Annotated in this window: 13 protein-coding genes; 2 read left to right on the top strand and 11 right to left on the bottom strand. The window is 68.0% G+C overall.

Annotated features, from left to right (window positions below; all coding sequences use genetic code 11):
* Window positions 1-2: 2 nt before the first annotated feature.
* Genes ACE3T8_RS03370 through ACE3T8_RS03360 form a run of 3 tightly spaced genes read right to left on the bottom strand, consistent with a single transcriptional unit; the run spans window position 3 to window position 2,382 of the window.
* Complete coding sequence (locus ACE3T8_RS03370) at window positions 3-698, bottom strand: type 4a pilus biogenesis protein PilO (RefSeq protein WP_374606801.1); 696 nt, start codon at window positions 696-698, stop codon at window positions 3-5.
* Window positions 695-1,324 (bottom strand): PilN domain-containing protein, encoded by a 630-nt coding sequence (locus ACE3T8_RS03365; protein WP_374606800.1) that lies wholly within the window; start codon window positions 1,322-1,324, stop codon window positions 695-697. Before ACE3T8_RS03365 ends, ACE3T8_RS03370 begins: the two co-directional genes overlap by 4 nt.
* Complete coding sequence (locus ACE3T8_RS03360) at window positions 1,324-2,382, bottom strand: pilus assembly protein PilM (protein WP_374606798.1); 1,059 nt, start codon at window positions 2,380-2,382, stop codon at window positions 1,324-1,326. Before ACE3T8_RS03360 ends, ACE3T8_RS03365 begins: the two co-directional genes overlap by 1 nt.
* A gap of 240 nt (window positions 2,383-2,622) precedes the next feature.
* On the opposite strand from ACE3T8_RS03360, the gene ACE3T8_RS03355 reads away from it, so the two are divergent.
* Entirely contained in the window at window positions 2,623-5,097 is a 2,475-nt protein-coding gene (locus ACE3T8_RS03355; protein WP_374606796.1) for a penicillin-binding protein 1A, read from the top strand.
* Window positions 5,098-5,163: 66 nt separating this feature from the next.
* The gene (locus ACE3T8_RS03350) at window positions 5,164-5,832 is read left to right on the top strand and encodes a hypothetical protein (RefSeq protein WP_374606795.1); all 669 of its coding nucleotides are present in this window, start codon (window positions 5,164-5,166) and stop codon (window positions 5,830-5,832) included.
* Window positions 5,833-5,916: 84 nt separating this feature from the next.
* Here the strand turns inward: ACE3T8_RS03350 and ACE3T8_RS03345 are convergent, their stop codons facing one another.
* From ACE3T8_RS03345 to ACE3T8_RS03310, 8 genes are all read right to left on the bottom strand, one after another.
* Entirely contained in the window at window positions 5,917-7,251 is a 1,335-nt protein-coding gene (locus ACE3T8_RS03345; RefSeq protein WP_374607049.1) for a citrate synthase, read from the bottom strand.
* 146 nt (window positions 7,252-7,397) lie between these two features.
* Window positions 7,398-7,640 (bottom strand): type B 50S ribosomal protein L31, encoded by a 243-nt coding sequence (locus ACE3T8_RS03340; RefSeq protein ID WP_374355940.1) that lies wholly within the window; start codon window positions 7,638-7,640, stop codon window positions 7,398-7,400.
* Window positions 7,641-7,738: 98 nt separating this feature from the next.
* Window positions 7,739-8,677: a nucleoside hydrolase gene (locus tag ACE3T8_RS03335; protein ID WP_374606793.1), complete on the bottom strand. Its 939-nt coding sequence runs from the start codon at window positions 8,675-8,677 to the stop codon at window positions 7,739-7,741.
* 36 nt (window positions 8,678-8,713) lie between these two features.
* Window positions 8,714-9,256, bottom strand: coding sequence for a beta-lactamase hydrolase domain-containing protein (locus ACE3T8_RS03330; protein ID WP_374606791.1), 543 nt, complete (start codon window positions 9,254-9,256; stop codon window positions 8,714-8,716).
* 8 nt (window positions 9,257-9,264) lie between these two features.
* Window positions 9,265-9,705 (bottom strand): thioredoxin TrxC, encoded by a 441-nt coding sequence (gene trxC / locus ACE3T8_RS03325; RefSeq protein ID WP_374606789.1) that lies wholly within the window; start codon window positions 9,703-9,705, stop codon window positions 9,265-9,267.
* Complete coding sequence (locus ACE3T8_RS03320; protein WP_374606788.1) at window positions 9,705-12,977, bottom strand: efflux RND transporter permease subunit; 3,273 nt, start codon at window positions 12,975-12,977, stop codon at window positions 9,705-9,707. The genes trxC and ACE3T8_RS03320 overlap by 1 nt, the downstream gene beginning before the upstream one ends.
* Window positions 12,970-14,055 carry an efflux RND transporter periplasmic adaptor subunit gene (locus ACE3T8_RS03315; RefSeq protein WP_374606786.1) on the bottom strand — a complete coding sequence of 362 codons (1,086 nt, stop codon included), beginning with the start codon at window positions 14,053-14,055 and terminating at the stop codon, window positions 12,970-12,972. The genes ACE3T8_RS03320 and ACE3T8_RS03315 overlap by 8 nt, the downstream gene beginning before the upstream one ends.
* A complete protein-coding gene (locus ACE3T8_RS03310; protein WP_374606784.1) occupies window positions 14,052-14,255 on the bottom strand; it encodes a DUF2892 domain-containing protein in 204 nt (67 codons plus the stop codon). Before ACE3T8_RS03310 ends, ACE3T8_RS03315 begins: the two co-directional genes overlap by 4 nt.
* Between the last annotated feature and the right edge of the window lie 51 nt (window positions 14,256-14,306).

The following is a 14,306-nucleotide window of genomic DNA, read 5'->3' as shown; positions in this document are numbered from 1 at the left end:
TGTCAGGCACCTCCCTTGGCAGGTGTCGCAGCGGGCGCTGGGGTGGCGGGCTTTGCAGCCGGCGCTGGAGTCTCGTCCTCGTCCAGGTAGCGGTACGTCTTCACCGTCCCCGCCAATTCCAGCGGACTGTTGGGCCCGATCCTGGCATTCGGGTTGGTCTTCGCGTCCTTGGGTTGCAGCGAGATGTCATGCATCGTCATGATCACCACGCGCGGCAGCGAAGCAACACCACTGACGAACGCACCGAACTGGTGGTAGGTCCCCACCATGCGCAATGCGATCGGCTTCTCGGCGTAGAACTCTTTCTTGCTCTCGCCGGCCGGCTGGAACAACTCGTTCTGGATCCCGGTCGCCAGCGCAGTCTGCGAGATGTCCACGATCAGATCCGGCATCTCCGTCTTGCTCGGCAGCTGGCGGAGCATCTGTTGCAGTTGCTGTTCCATCTGCGCCAGTTGCTGTTTCAGCGGCTCCAGGTTGGACGCGCGTCCCTGCTTGATCTCGAACTCGCTGCGCAGCTCCGTCTCCTGGCCTTCCAGCTTGTCGAGCTCGGCCTGCTTGCCGCGCACGAACAGCCACCATCCCAGCAGGATGATGATCACGGCGATGATCACGCAGAATCCCATCTGTGCCTGGCGAGGCCAGCCACCGATGTTGTTGATATCGAGTTCCTTGAGATTGATCTTCTTGTTGGCGCTCACGGGGCGGCTCCTCCTGCGGCTGGCGCGGCCGGGGCCGTGGCGGGCGCAGTCGCCTCACCACCCTCACCCTCTTCCTTGGGAGCGTTCGGGTTGGCCAGCTTGACCTTGAGGTTGAACTCGTAGGGCAGACCCGGATTCGCCCCCTTGGCCTCGATGATGTTCAGATCCGGATTGGTCATCCAGCCCGAACCTTCCAGGGTGCGCATGTAGGTCGACACGCGGGCATTGGATTGCGAACGACCGCTCAGGGTGAGGATGTCGCCTTCCTGCTTGATCGCCGTCAGGGTCACGCCATCCGGGATGGTGCGAACCAGCGAATCGAACAGGTGCACCATCTGCGAACGATTGGACTGCAATTGCTCGATGACTTCCTTGCGCGCCAGCAACTTCGCCTTCTTCTGGTCGAGCTCGTCGATTTCCTTGATCTGCGCATCGACCTTGGTGATCTCGCCGCGAAGGTACTCGTTGCGGCCGTTCTGGCTGCTGATGCGCCCGTTGTAGAAGCTGACGATCAGGAAGGCGACCAGAATGCCGGCCAACGCCGACAGCCCGAGCATGCCGGCGAATTCCTTCTGCCGGGACTTGCGGCGCTCGGCGCGCCACGGAAGGAGATTGATCCGTGCCATCAGTCGAAGCTCCTCAGTGCGAGCCCGCAGGCGATCATCAGCGCGGGAGCATCCTGCGCCAGCGCATGCGCCTGCACGCGCGGGCCGAGGGTCATCTGCGCCAGCGGATTGGCGACCACAGTCGGGATCCCGAGTTGTTCCTCGACCATCGCGGCGATGCCCGGGATCGATGCGCAACCGCCGGCCAGGACCACGCTGTCGACGCGATTGAACTCGCTGCCGGCATAGAAGAACTGCAGCAGGCGGCTGACCTGCTGGACCATCGCTTCCTTGAACGGGTCGAGGACCTCGATCTCGTAGCTTTCCGGCAGCCCACCCTGGCGCTTGGCCAGGCCGGCTTCCTCGTAGCTCAGGCTGTAGCGACGCATCACTTCATCGGTGAGCTGCTTGCCGCCGAACACGTTCTCGCGGGTGTAGATGCTGCGACCGCCACGGAGCACGTTCAGCGTGGTCATGGTGGCACCGACATCGACCAGCGCGGCCAGGCCATCGCGGGGCACGTTCAGGCTGCCTGCCATCAGCGCGTAGGCATTTTCGATGGCGAAGGCCTCGACATCGATCACCTTCGCAGTGAGTCCGCCCAGTTCCAGCGCGGAGGCGCGGACCTCGACGTTCTCCGAGCGCGACGCCGCCAGCAGCACCTGCACCATCTCGCTGTTGCCCGGCATCGGCCCCATGACCTCGAAATCGAGGTTCACTTCCTCGATCGGGTACGGGATGTAGTTGACGGCCTCGAGTTCGATCTGGGATTCCAGGTCGTCCTCGCCGAGGTCGGCCGGCATCGGGATCACCTTGGTGATCACCGAGGAGCCCGAGACCGCGGCGGCGGCATGCTTGATCCGCGAGCCGGATCGCGCCACGGCGCGGCGGATCGCCTCGCCGACGGCCTCGACCTCGACCAGGTTCTTTTCCACCACCGCGTTCGGCGGCAGCGGTTCGACGGCGTAGTGCTCGACCCGGTAACGGTCACCGGTACGGGCAAGCTGAAGCAGCTTGACCGCAGTCGAGCTGATATCCACGCCGATCAACGGCGGTTGTGTTTTCGTCACCAGACCCACGGTATCTCCCCTTCCCACGGGCGCTTACGCGCACTTGGTGCTGCAGTACATGAATAACGGACTTTTCACGATATGGCAACCGGCCCCTTGGTTCCCACCCCGCAAACACCCTCTCCACCGCACCCGGCACCCGGGTTAACGGAGGCCTTGGGGGAAACCGGTCGCCCCCTGTAGGCCCGGCATCACGAACGCCTACTCTATACTCCGCGCCCTGCCCGGCTGCAATCGGAATTCGCCCCAATGCCCCGCCTCCCCCGCATGCTGCGCTGGTTTTTGCTGGGCGCGGTCGCACTTTGCCTGATCGGGATGTTGGCGATCGGCATCCTGGTCTACGTGGTCAGCGCGCGCCTGCCCGACGTGCAGAGCCTGCGCAGCACCGAGCTGCAGGAACCGCTCTACGTGTATGCCGCCGACGGCCGGCTGATGGGCCTGTTCGGGGAAATGCGCCGCTATCCGGTCGACATCGCCAAGGTTCCGGCGCGGGTGAAGCAGGCCTTCCTGGCCGCCGAAGACGCCAACTTTTACGAGCACAACGGCATCGACGTGAACGGCGTGGCCCGCGCCGTGTGGCTGCTGGCCAAGACCGGCGGGCAGGAGCGCGTGGCCGGTGGCTCGACCATCACCCAGCAGGTGGCCAAGCAGTTCTTCCTGAGCTCCGAATACAGCTTCCGCCGCAAGTTCGCCGAGATGCTGCTGGCGATGAAGATGGAGCGCGAACTCGGCAAGGACGAGATCTTCGAGCTGTACCTCAACAAGAGCTTTTTCGGCAATCGCGCCTACGGCGTGGCCGCAGCGGCCGAGTTCTACTACGGCAAGACCCTGGACCAGCTGACCCTGGACGAGGCCGCCACCCTGGCCGGCATCCCCAAGTTCCCGTCCAGCGGCAATCCGCTGAGCAACCCGGAGCGCGCCCGGATCCGCCGCGACAACTACATCCTGCCGCGCATGGCCGAATTGGGCTACGTGAGCCGCGCCGAGGCCGACGCGGCCCGCGCGGTGCCGATGCATGCCAGCCCGCACGAGCGCCAGATCGAGGTCTATGCGCCGTACGTGGCGGAAATGGTGCGCCAGCAGATGATCGAACGCTTCGGCGGCGACGTGCTCAGCAAGGGCTACCACGTCACCACCACCATCGACCCGGTGCTGCAGGGCGCAGCCGACAAGGCGGTGATCGACGGCCTGCGGGTCTACGACCACCGCCATGGCTGGCGCAAGCCGGAGCAGAAGGTCGATATCCCGGCCGGGGCGGACACCGCGACGATCGCCGGCCTGCTGCGCGGCACGCCGCCGCAGGGCGGTCTGCTGCCGGCCGTGGTGACCGGCAGCGAGGGTGGCCAGTTGCGCGTCGTGCTGGCCGACGGCAGCGAACTCGCCCTGGGCGGCAGCGCGCTCTCCTGGACCGGGAAATCGGCCGCCGGGCTCGCCCAGCGCGGCGACGTGGTGCGGGTGCGCCGGCTCCCGTCCGACAAGCCCGACGCCGCCCCGCAATGGGCGATCGACCAGTTGCCGCGCGGCCAGGCCGCCCTGGTCTCGCTGGACGCCGACAACGGCGCAATCCGCGCGCTGGTCGGCGGTTTCAGCTTCGCCGGCAACAAGTTCAACCGCGCCACCCAGGCACGCCGCCAACCGGGCTCCAGCTTCAAGCCGTTCGTCTACGCGGCGGCCTTCGAGCGCGGTTTCAACCCGGCCTCGATCGTGCTGGACGCCCCGGTGGTGTTCAAGGATCGCCGCGGCCACATGTGGCGACCGCAGAACGACAGCGGCAACTTCGCCGGCCCGATGCGCGTGCGCGAGGCGCTGGTGCAGTCGCGCAACCTGGTCTCGGTGCGCCTGCTCGACGCGATCGGGGTGGAATACGCCCGCCGCTACATCAGCCATTTCGGCTTCGACGAAGCCAGCCTGCCGCCGAACCTGTCGATGTCGCTGGGCACCGCCTCGCTGACCCCGCTGTCGGTGGCGCGCGGCTACACGGCCTTCGCCAATGGCGGCTTCCTGACCACGCCCTGGGTCATCGACCGCGTGCGCGACCGCGACGGCAAGGACATCTTCACCGAGAAGCCCCCGACCGCCTGCCCAGGTTGCGCAGTGACCACGATCCCGGGCCAGGCCGCACCCGTGGCCGCGCCATCGAAGGTGGACGGGTTCGACCTCGGCCCCGCGGCCGGAGCGTCGACGCCAGCGCCCGTCGCCAGCGCCGGCAAACCGTCCGAGGCGCCGAAACCCCGCGAGGCCAAGCCGCTCGATCCCGGCATGGTCGTCGCCCCGCGCGCGATCGACCCACGCGTGGCCTGGCAGTTGCAGTCGATGATGCGCGACGTGGTCAAGCGCGGTACCGCGACCGATGCCAAGGTGCTGGGGCGCGAGGACGTGGGCGGCAAGACCGGCTCCACCAACAACCACCGCGACGCCTGGTTCTCCGGGTTCGGCGGGCCGGTCGTCACCACGGTCTGGGTCGGCCGCGACGATTTCCGCTCGCTGGGCTACCGCGAATACGGCGGCAAGGCCGCGCTGCCGATCTGGATCGGCTACATGAAGGCCGCGCTGAAGGACCAGCCCGAGCGCAACCTCGACCCGCCGGACGGGATGGTCCAGGTCACCTCCAACGGTGCGACCGAGTGGGTCAAGATCGAGGATCAGGAGCGGATGCACGCCGAATACGACACCATGCAGGATCAAGAGGCCCAGCCCACCGAGGAAGCGTTCGACATCTTCTGAGCCACGCGATGGCGGGCGTCAGCCCGCTCGTTTACAGTCGGACGCAGGTCGCAGCGGGGATGCGCAATGCCGAACAGCCGCCACCATCCCAATCCCCACGCGCAGCTGCATGCGCAGACCCGCATCCGCGAGCGCCGCCAGCGGCTTGCCCACGAAGCCGCCCGGCTGATGGCCGAGGGTGGCATGCGCGACTACCACCAGGCCAAGCTCAAGGCCGCGCAGCGGCTCGGCATCCATGACGATGCCTCGCTGCCGCGCAACCGCGAGATCGAGGACGCCCTGCGCGAATACCAGCGCCTGTTCGCCGGCAGCGACCAGGCCGCGGAACTGCGCATCCGCCGCGAAGCCGCCATCCGCGCGCTGGCGTTCTTCCGCCGGTTCGAGCCGCGCCTGGTCGGTGCCGTGCTGGACGGGACGGCAGACGCGAACACCGCGGTCGCCCTGCACCTGCACGACGACGATGCGGACGCGGTCCCGCGCTGGCTGGACGAACACGGCGTGCCGGCCGAATCGCGCAGCCGCCACCTGCGCCTGGACCGCGACCGCGAGGGCGATTTCCCGGTCTGGCTGTTCGGTGCGGAAGGTCTCAGCTTCGACGTGACCGTGCTGCCCGCCGATGTGCTGCGCCAGGCACCGTTGTCGGGCGTCGACGGAAAACCGATGCGTCGCGCGTCCGCGTCGCAATTGCAGGCGCTGCTGGCCGAAGAGGAGATCGCCGGCTACGAGGCGTCCTGAGGAGACTTCCCCGACATCGACGGGTCGCGATCAAGAAAACGCCCCGCATGCGGGGCGTTTCACGTTACGAGCGTGGCCCGCGACTCAGCGCTGGCCCATGCCGACGTAATCGCGGGTCGGCGCGCCGGTGTAGATCTGGCGCGGGCGGCCGATGCGGTTTTCCGGGTCGTTCTGCTGCTCCAGCCAGTGGCTGACCCAGCCGGCGGTGCGGGCGATGGCGAACATCACGGTGAACATCTCGGTGGGGATGCCCAGCGCCTTGTAGATGATGCCGCTGTAGAAATCGACGTTCGGGTAGAGCTTGCGCTGGACGAAGTACTCGTCCTGCAGGGCCGCTTCCTCCAGCCGCACCGCCACTTCCAGCAACGGGTCGTCGACATTGAGCGCGCCCAGCACCTCGTGGGTCATCTTGCGCACCAGCGCCGCGCGCGGATCGTAGTTCTTGTAGACGCGGTGGCCGAAGCCCATCAGGCGGAAGCCGGACTCCTTGTCCTTGGCCTTGTCGACCGCCGACTTCACGCTCTCCGGGCGGCCGATCTCGGCCAGCATCTTCAGCACCGCCTCGTTGGCGCCACCGTGCGCCGGACCCCACAACGCCGCCACGCCGGCGGCGACACTGACGTACGGATTCGCGCCGGTGGAACCGACCAGGCGCACGGTCGAGGTCGACGCGTTCTGCTCATGGTCGGCATGCAGGATGAAGAGCAGGTCCATCGCCTTCGCGGCGACCGGATTGAGCTCCAGCGGCTCGCTGGGCACTTCCATCATCATGTGCAGGAAGCGCGTGGTGTAGTCGAGGTTGTTGCGCGGGTAGCGGATCGGCCAGCCGATCGAATAGCGATGGCAGGCAGCGGCGATCGTCGGCACCTTGGCGATCAGGCGGATCGCGGCCAGGCGGCGCTGCTCCGGATCCTCGAGGTCGAGGTCGTTGTGGTAGAAGCTGGCCAGCGAGCCCAGCATGCCGGTCAGCATCGCCATCGGGTGGGCGTCGTGGCGGAAGCCGTACAGGAACGTGCGGAACGCCTCGTGCATCATCGTGTGATGCGTGACCTCGTGCTCGAACTTGCCCAGTTCGGCCTGGGTCGGCAGCTCGCCGTGCATCAGTAGGTAGGCGACCTCGGTGAAGGTCGACTTCTCGGCCAGTTGCTCGATCGGGTAGCCGCGGTAGAGGAGCACGCCGGCATCGCCGTCGATGTAGGTGATCGCCGACTTGCACGATGCGGTGGCGCCGAAGCCCGGATCGTAGGTGAAGCAGCCGGTTTCCTTCGGCAGCTTGGCGATGTCGATGCAGGGCTGGCCCAGGGTCGGGTGCAGCACGGGCATGGCGACGGATTTGTCGCCCGCGGTCAGGGTGATCTGCTCAAGTTCAGGCACGACGCAACTCCAGTGGGGTATGCGCGTCGCCGGCCCGCAGGCCATGCGCCTGCGCATGGGGAACCGGAATTATCGCACAGGCCATCCGGACGCGGCCCCGGACGAAAGTCGCAGACGCCCGCCCTTCCGGTCGCCCAAAAGCGAAACGGCCACCGCGAGGGTGGCCGTTCGTCAACGCATGGCGCGGGGGCTTACTTGCCGTAGCGCTTGCGGAACTTGTCGACGCGGCCGCTGGTGTCGATCAGCTTGTTCTGGCCGGTGTAGAACGGGTGCGACGACGACGACACTTCCACCTTGATCAGCGGATATTCGTTGCCGTCTTCCCACTTCACGGTCTCCTTGGAGGCCAGCGTCGAGCGGGTCAGGATCTTGAAATCGGAGGTCACGTCCTGGAAGACGACGTCACGGTATTCGGGATGGATGCCGGCTTTCATGGCTTGAACCTGGTAGTGGAGCGGGACTGAGCCGCGCATTATAGCGACGACGTTGGCGCCAGTGCAAGCCGATGCCGGCACGGACGCCCCCGAAACGGTCAGGATGCCGCCAGTGCGGCCTGGATCAGGCCTTCGAAGCGCACCTGGTCGTAACGCATCAGGATGGCCGCATTGTCCGGCTGGCCGGTCTGGCGGTTCCAGTCCACGATGGTGCCGCCGCGGGTATGCACGCCGGCCATCTCCACCACCAGCGGCCGTTCCAGGGTTTCGGTCGCCCACTCGGGCCGCAGCGCGAGGGCCATCGCCAACGCGTCGGCGGCATGCCAGCGTGCGCCCCGCCCGGCCTTCGACCAGGCCCGGGTATGCGCCGAGATCCCCGCGTAGAACCGTGCGCGCGGCGAATCCGCGGCCAGCCAGCGATCCGCGTCGTCGTGCTGGAAGCCGTGCGCCAGCACCGCTTCCCAGTCGGCCAAATCGAACCGCGGGAACGCGCTGCAGACGATGTGCGCGGCTTCCGGGTCGAAGGCGATGTTGAATTCTGCGGCCGGGGTGATGTTGCCGTGGGCCGTCACCGACCCGCCCATGATCACGCAGCGCGCGACCCGGCTCGGCAGGGTCGGATCCAGTTTCAACGCCAGCGCGACATTGGTCAGCGGCCCCAGCGCCACCAGCAGCAGCTTGCCGGCGTGTTCGTGCGAGAGCCGCAGGATCGCCAGCGCGGCGTGTTCGGCCTCGGCCTGGCGCACTGCCGGCGCATAACCGGTATCGCCGAAGCCGTCGCGGCCGTGCACGTAGGCGGCGTCGCGCGCGGGATGCACCAGCGGGGCATCGGCGCCGGGGAATACCGGCACGTCGACGCCGCAGACTTCACAGAGTTTCAGGGCATTGGCGACGGTATGGTCCAGGCCGACATTGCCGGCGGCGATGGTCAGCCCGACCACATCGAAGCGCGGGTCGTTGAAGGCCATCAGCAGGGCCAGCGCGTCGTCCACGCCGGGGTCGGTATCGATCAGGAGCGGGATGCGTGTATTCGTCATCCCGCCATTATGGCCCGATGCCTCCGCGATCCCGCATCACTCCCCGGCGTCGAGCAACGTCCTGACCCGCGCCTCGGTGCTGCCCATGCCGGCACTGCGGCCGAACTCGAGCGCCTGCTCGGTCGTCATCGTGCCGGATCGCGCCTGCATCAGCGCCAGCAAGCCGCCGACGCGGTTGCCGCTGGCGCAATGCACCAGCACGGGACCATCGGCCGCCTCAAGCGCCTTGCGCAGGCGGTTCGCATTGGCATCGTCGATGCCACCCGCGCCGGCCACCGGGATCGCGATGTACTGCATGCCGGCCGCACGCACTTCGGCGGCTTCATCGCGGTCCTTCAGCTCGCCCGGCGCGCGCAGGTCGATCACCGTGCCGACGCCGCGCGCGGCGATCGTCGACCAATCTGCTGCTGCGGGCTGTGCAGCGGTGTACAGGCCGGGGCGCGGCTCGCGCAGCTCGATGCTGGGCGTGGGGATCGCCGTCGCGCTCGCAACCGGTGCGGTGTCGCGGTGCGCATGGCAAGCGGCCAGCAAACCAAGGGCACAGGCGAGTACAGGGGTGAGCGCGGAGATCTTGTGCATGGTGGTCTTCAATCGGGAAGGTAGTGGCGCGCCCAGCGCACGATGTCGGCCGCGCCCATCGCACCGGCCTGGCGAGCCAGTTCGCGACCTTGGCGGAACAGCACCAGGGTGGGGATGCTGCGGATACCGAAACGGCCACCCAGCGCAGGTTGCGCTTCGGTATCGAGTTTGGCCAGCCGCATTGCCGGCTCCAGTTGCGCGGCGGCGGCCTCGAACTGCGGGGCCATGGCCCGGCATGGCCCGCACCACGCTGCCCAGAAATCCACCAGCAGCGGCAGGTCGGCGCGCTCGGCATGGGCATGGAAACCGACCGCGTCCAGGGCCAGCGGGTGCCCGACGAACAGTGCGCCCGCGCATTTTCCGCAGTTCGGCGATTCCGCCAACCGCGACATCGGCACCCGGTTGATCGCATTGCAATGCGGACAGGCCACCAGCCGTGCTGCGGTCATCACGTGGTCTCCATTGTCGCCGCTGGACGGCGTGCCCTGCCGGCTTGCAGCACGTAATACAGCACCGGGATCACCACCAGCGTGAGGAGCGTGCTCACGAAGATGCCGAAGATCAGCGAGATCGCAAGCCCGTTGAAGATTGGATCATCGAGGATGAAGAACGCGCCCAGCATCGCCGCCGCGCCGGTCAGCGCGATCGGCTTGGCGCGCACCGCACAGGCGTCGATCACCGCTTCGGCCAGCGGCATCCCGCGCGTGGTCTCCTGGTGGATGAAGTCCACCAGCAGGATCGAGTTGCGCACGATGATCCCGGCCAGCGCGATCATGCCGATCATGCTGGTGGCGGTGAACTGCGCGCCCAGCAACGCATGCCCGGGCATCACCCCGATCACGGTCAGCGGGATCGGCGCCATGATCACCAGCGGCACCAGGTAGCTGCGGAACTGGGCGACGACCAGCAAATAGATCAGCACCATGCCGGCGGCGTAGGCGATGCCCATGTCGCGGAACGTCTCGTAGGTGATCTGCCACTCGCCATCCCACTTGATCGCATATCCGCTGTCGCCCGGCGGTTGCGAGATGAAAGTCTGCGCCAGCGATTGGCCGTCCACTTTCGCGTCGCGCAGTTGGCCGACGATCGAGAACATCCCGTAAAGCGGACTGTCGAGGTCACCGGCCTCGTCCGCCATCACGTACGCCACCGGCAGGCCGTCCTTGTGGTGGACCGCGCCATCCCAGGTCCCTTGCTCGACGCGCACCAGCTCCGACAACGGCACCAGCTGGCCCTGCCCGCCGCGCACCTTCACCGCGAGCAACGATTCGGTCGACGCCTGTTCCTGCGCCGGCAGGCGCACGCGCACCGGGCGCGGGTACTTGGACGCACCGTCGTGCACATAGGTCGCGTCGCTGCCGGACACCGCCATCGCGATCGCATCGGCCACGGTCGCCTGCGCCACCCCAAGGCGCGCCGCGCGCATGCGATCCAGCACCACGGTTTCGCGCGAGGCATCGGCTTCGACGCTGGTATCGATGTCGACGATGCCCTCGGTTTTCGCGAAAGGACCGCTCGCCAAGTCACGCGCGATGCGCCGCTGGCCGGCGTAATCCGGACCATAGACCTCGGCCACCAGCGGCGACAGCACCGGCGGACCGGGCGGCACTTCCACCACCTTCACCGACGCGCCGTGGCGGATACCGATCGCGGCCAGCGCCGGGCGCATCGCACGGGCGATGTCGTGGCTCTTGCGGTCGCGATGGTGCTTGTCGACCAGGTTGACCTGCAGGTCGCCGACATTGCTGCCGCTGCGCAGGAAATACTGGCGCACCAGGCCGTTGAAATTGATCGGCGCGGCGGTGCCGGCATAGCCCTGGTAGTCCAGCACTTCGGGCACCGTGTCGAGCTGCGCGGCCAGTTCGCCCAGCAGCGCGTTGGTCTGCTCCAGCGTGCTGCCTTCCGGCATGTCGACAACCACCTGCACTTCCGACTTGTTGTCGAACGGCAGCATCTTCAGCACCACCAGCTCGAACACCGCCAGCGACGCCGCCAGCAGCACCAACCCGGCCATCGACGCGAACAGCAGCCCGCGCTTGCGGCCGGCGCGCTCGCCGAACAGGAACGGCGACATCACCCAGCGGAACAGGCGGTGCAGGCGACCCTGCTGCGGGACCTCATGCGACTGGTCGACCTCGGCCGGATGCCCGTGCCGGCGCAGCAGCTTCAGCGACAGCCACGGGGTCACGATCAATGCGATCAGCAGCGACAGCAGCATGCCGACCGAAGCGTTGATCGGGATCGGCCGCATGTACGGACCCATCAGCCCGGACACGAAGGCCATCGGCATCAGCGCCGCGATCACCGTGAACGTGGCCAGGATGGTCGGGCCACCGACTTCGTCCACCGCCGGTGGGATCACCTCGAACAGGCTGCGTTTGCGGCCATCCGCGCCGGGGATGGCGAGGTGGCGGTGGATGTTCTCGACCACCACGATCGCATCGTCGACCAGGATGCCGATCGAGAAGATCAGCGCGAACAGCGAGACGCGATTGAGGGTGAAGCCCATCACGTGCGAGGCGAACAGGGTCACGGCCAGGGTCAACACTACGGCGCTGCCGACCACGATGGCCTCGCGCCAGCCCAGCGCGAACAGCACCAGCAGAACCACCGAAGCGGTGGCGAACGCCAGCTTCTGGATCAGCTTCGACGCCTTGTCCGCGGCGGTGGCGCCGTAGTCGCGGGTGACGGTGGCACGCACCCCGTCGGGGATCAGCTGGCCCTTGAGCTGGTCGAGGCGCTCGGTGATCGCGGCAGTGATGTCGGAGGCATTGCTGCCCGGCTTCTTGGCGATAGCGATGGTGACCGCCGGCGCAATGCCCGACTTCGGGCCATCACGCCCTGCGGGCGCGCCATGCCAGGCGTAGCGCGTGGCGAGGTCGCCACGCGGCTCGATGCTGGCGACGTCGGCCAGCAGCAGCGGCTTGCCGGCGTGGTTGCCGATCACCAGCGACGCCACTTCTTCCGCGGAGGCGAGGAAGCGCCCCGCGGTGACCGGCACCGCGCCAGAGGCGCCCACGCGCTCGCCGGCCTGGTGGACCACGTTGGCCCCGCGCAGTGCCTGCACCAGGTCGCCGGGGGCGAGCCCGTAGGCGGACAGCTTTGCCGCATCGAGGGTGACCAGCACGGTGCGGTCGGGCGCACCGATGGTGTAGACGTCGCGGGTGCCGGGCACGCGCTTGAATTCGGTTTCCAGGGTGTGCGCGACTTCCGCGAGCAGGCTCGCATCGGTGGCCGGATCGTCGCTCCACAGGGTCACCGCCATCACCGGCACGTCATCGATGCCCTTCGGCTTGACGATTGGCTGGCCGACACCGACACCCTGCGGCAGCCAGTCCTGGTTGGAGAACACCTGGTTGTACAGGCGCACCAGCGCCGGCTGGCGCTGCACGCCCACTTCGTATTCGACGGTCAGTACCGCCATGCCCGGTCGGCTGATCGAATAGACGTGCTTGACGCCCTCGATCTCCGACAGTGTCTGCTCCAGCGGCGTCGCCACCAGTTGTTCGACATCGCGCGCGCTGGCGCCGTCGAACGGGACGATGACATTGGCCATCGTCACGTCGATCTGCGGCTCTTCCTCGCGCGGGGTGATCGCCACCGCGAGCAGGCCCAGCAGCAGGCCCATGATCGCCAGGATCGGGGTCAGCGGATTCTTCTGGAACGCCGTCGCCAGCCGCCCGGAAATGCCGAGCCGCACGGGAGTGGATGCGTCACTCATCGCCTGCGCCCGCCTGCTTGCGCTGCGCGGCCAGCGCCTGCATCGCCGCGACCGGATCGCGTGCGACCCTGTCGCCGGCCTGCAGGCCGCTGATCACTTCCACGCTGTCGCCGAGCCGCGCGCCGAGCCGCAACTGGCGCAGCAGCAGCCGGTCGCCCTGCTGCACGTAGGCACCGCTGAGTTCGCCGTGCTGGGCGACCGCGGACAGCGGGATACGCACCGACCTCGCGCCCGTATCGCCGGCGTTGCCGGGTTCGGCATCGAACACCACCTTGGCGGTGGTGCCGGGTGCCGGCGGCGGATCCAGGTCGGGCAGCCGCACGCGCACGTTGACGCTGTGGCTGGCGGCATCCGCCGCCGGGAACACGGTGACCTCGGCCGGCACCACTTCGCGGCCGCCGGGCAACACGACACGCGCGCGGGGATCACGACGGATCGCCTCGGCACGGGTTTGCGGCACCGCGACCTCGATCCGCAGTTCGCGCGGTTCGTACACCCGCATCAACGGCTTGCCGGGGGCCACGGTTTCGCCGGGCTCGACATCGCGGCTGGCGACCACGCCGGCGAACGGGGCGCGCACCACGGTGTACGCCGACTGCTGCGCGGCCTGCGCCACCACGGCGCGGGCGGCATCGCGCGCGGCCGCGGCTGAATCGCGGGCGGCGCGGGCCTGGTCGATCTGCGCCTTCGACACGTACTGCCCGCTCGCCAGCGCGGCGAAGCGGCGGTAGTGCTGCTCGGCCTCGACCGCGGACGCCTCGGCCGCACGCAGTTGCGCGCGCGCGGCATTGGCGCCGGCGTTCTGCTCCACCGCACTGATGCGCAGGAGCACGTCGCCGGCGGCGACGCGATCGTTCACATCAACCTCCACCGCGGTGACACGGCCCGCGGTCTGCGCGCTCAGGTCGGAGCGGCGCACCGCTTCCACCACGCCGTCCCAGCCACGGCCGGGCGCACCGCCGGCGGCCGCGACCACGAAGGTGGGGACATCGGCCAGGCGCGGCGGCGCCGTCGGCTTGTCGCTGCCACACGCTGCAAGCGAGGCCGCCAATGCGGCGGCCAGCACCATGCGCTTCATTGGAAGGCGCAGCCCGGGGCAAGGCCGATCTTGCGTAGCACCATCGCCGCCGGGCAGAACCCGGTGAGGCTGGACTGCAACAGGTTCAGGCCGACGAAGGCGGTCAGCCACAGCCAGCGTGGCGACACGAAATGCGCCAGCGCCAGGCTGAGCAGGATCATCGTGCCGGCGAAGGCGAAGATGGCGCGATCGATGTTCATCGCAGTGATTTCCTCAGTTGTTGACGCACGGCGCTGGAATAAATATTAGAT

It is taken from the genome of Thermomonas sp., from assembly GCF_041919455.1.
Taxonomy (GTDB): domain Bacteria; phylum Pseudomonadota; class Gammaproteobacteria; order Xanthomonadales; family Xanthomonadaceae; genus Thermomonas.
Note: the sequence above shows the minus strand (reverse complement) of the source record. Positions and strands in the feature narration are given on the sequence as shown.

What these genes read in the sequence shown, in the direction of transcription:
- ACE3T8_RS03365 (WP_374606800.1), bottom strand. Translation starts at nt 1,324, where the DNA reads ATGGCACGGATCAATCTCCTTCCGTGGCGCGCCGAGCGCCGCAAGTCC.
- ACE3T8_RS03355 (WP_374606796.1), top strand. Translation starts at nt 2,623, where the DNA reads ATGCCCCGCCTCCCCCGCATGCTGCGCTGGTTTTTGCTGGGCGCGGTC.
- ACE3T8_RS03350 (WP_374606795.1), top strand. Translation starts at nt 5,164, where the DNA reads ATGCCGAACAGCCGCCACCATCCCAATCCCCACGCGCAGCTGCATGCG.
- ACE3T8_RS03345 (WP_374607049.1), bottom strand. Translation starts at nt 7,251, where the DNA reads ATGGCCTGCGGGCCGGCGACGCGCATACCCCACTGGAGTTGCGTCGTG.
- ACE3T8_RS03340 (WP_374355940.1), bottom strand. Translation starts at nt 7,640, where the DNA reads ATGAAAGCCGGCATCCATCCCGAATACCGTGACGTCGTCTTCCAGGAC.
- ACE3T8_RS03335 (WP_374606793.1), bottom strand. Translation starts at nt 8,677, where the DNA reads ATGACGAATACACGCATCCCGCTCCTGATCGATACCGACCCCGGCGTG.
- ACE3T8_RS03330 (WP_374606791.1), bottom strand. Translation starts at nt 9,256, where the DNA reads ATGCACAAGATCTCCGCGCTCACCCCTGTACTCGCCTGTGCCCTTGGT.
- trxC (WP_374606789.1), bottom strand. Translation starts at nt 9,705, where the DNA reads ATGACCGCAGCACGGCTGGTGGCCTGTCCGCATTGCAATGCGATCAAC.
- ACE3T8_RS03320 (WP_374606788.1), bottom strand. Translation starts at nt 12,977, where the DNA reads ATGAGTGACGCATCCACTCCCGTGCGGCTCGGCATTTCCGGGCGGCTG.
- ACE3T8_RS03315 (WP_374606786.1), bottom strand. Translation starts at nt 14,055, where the DNA reads ATGAAGCGCATGGTGCTGGCCGCCGCATTGGCGGCCTCGCTTGCAGCG.
- ACE3T8_RS03310 (WP_374606784.1), bottom strand. Translation starts at nt 14,255, where the DNA reads ATGAACATCGATCGCGCCATCTTCGCCTTCGCCGGCACGATGATCCTG.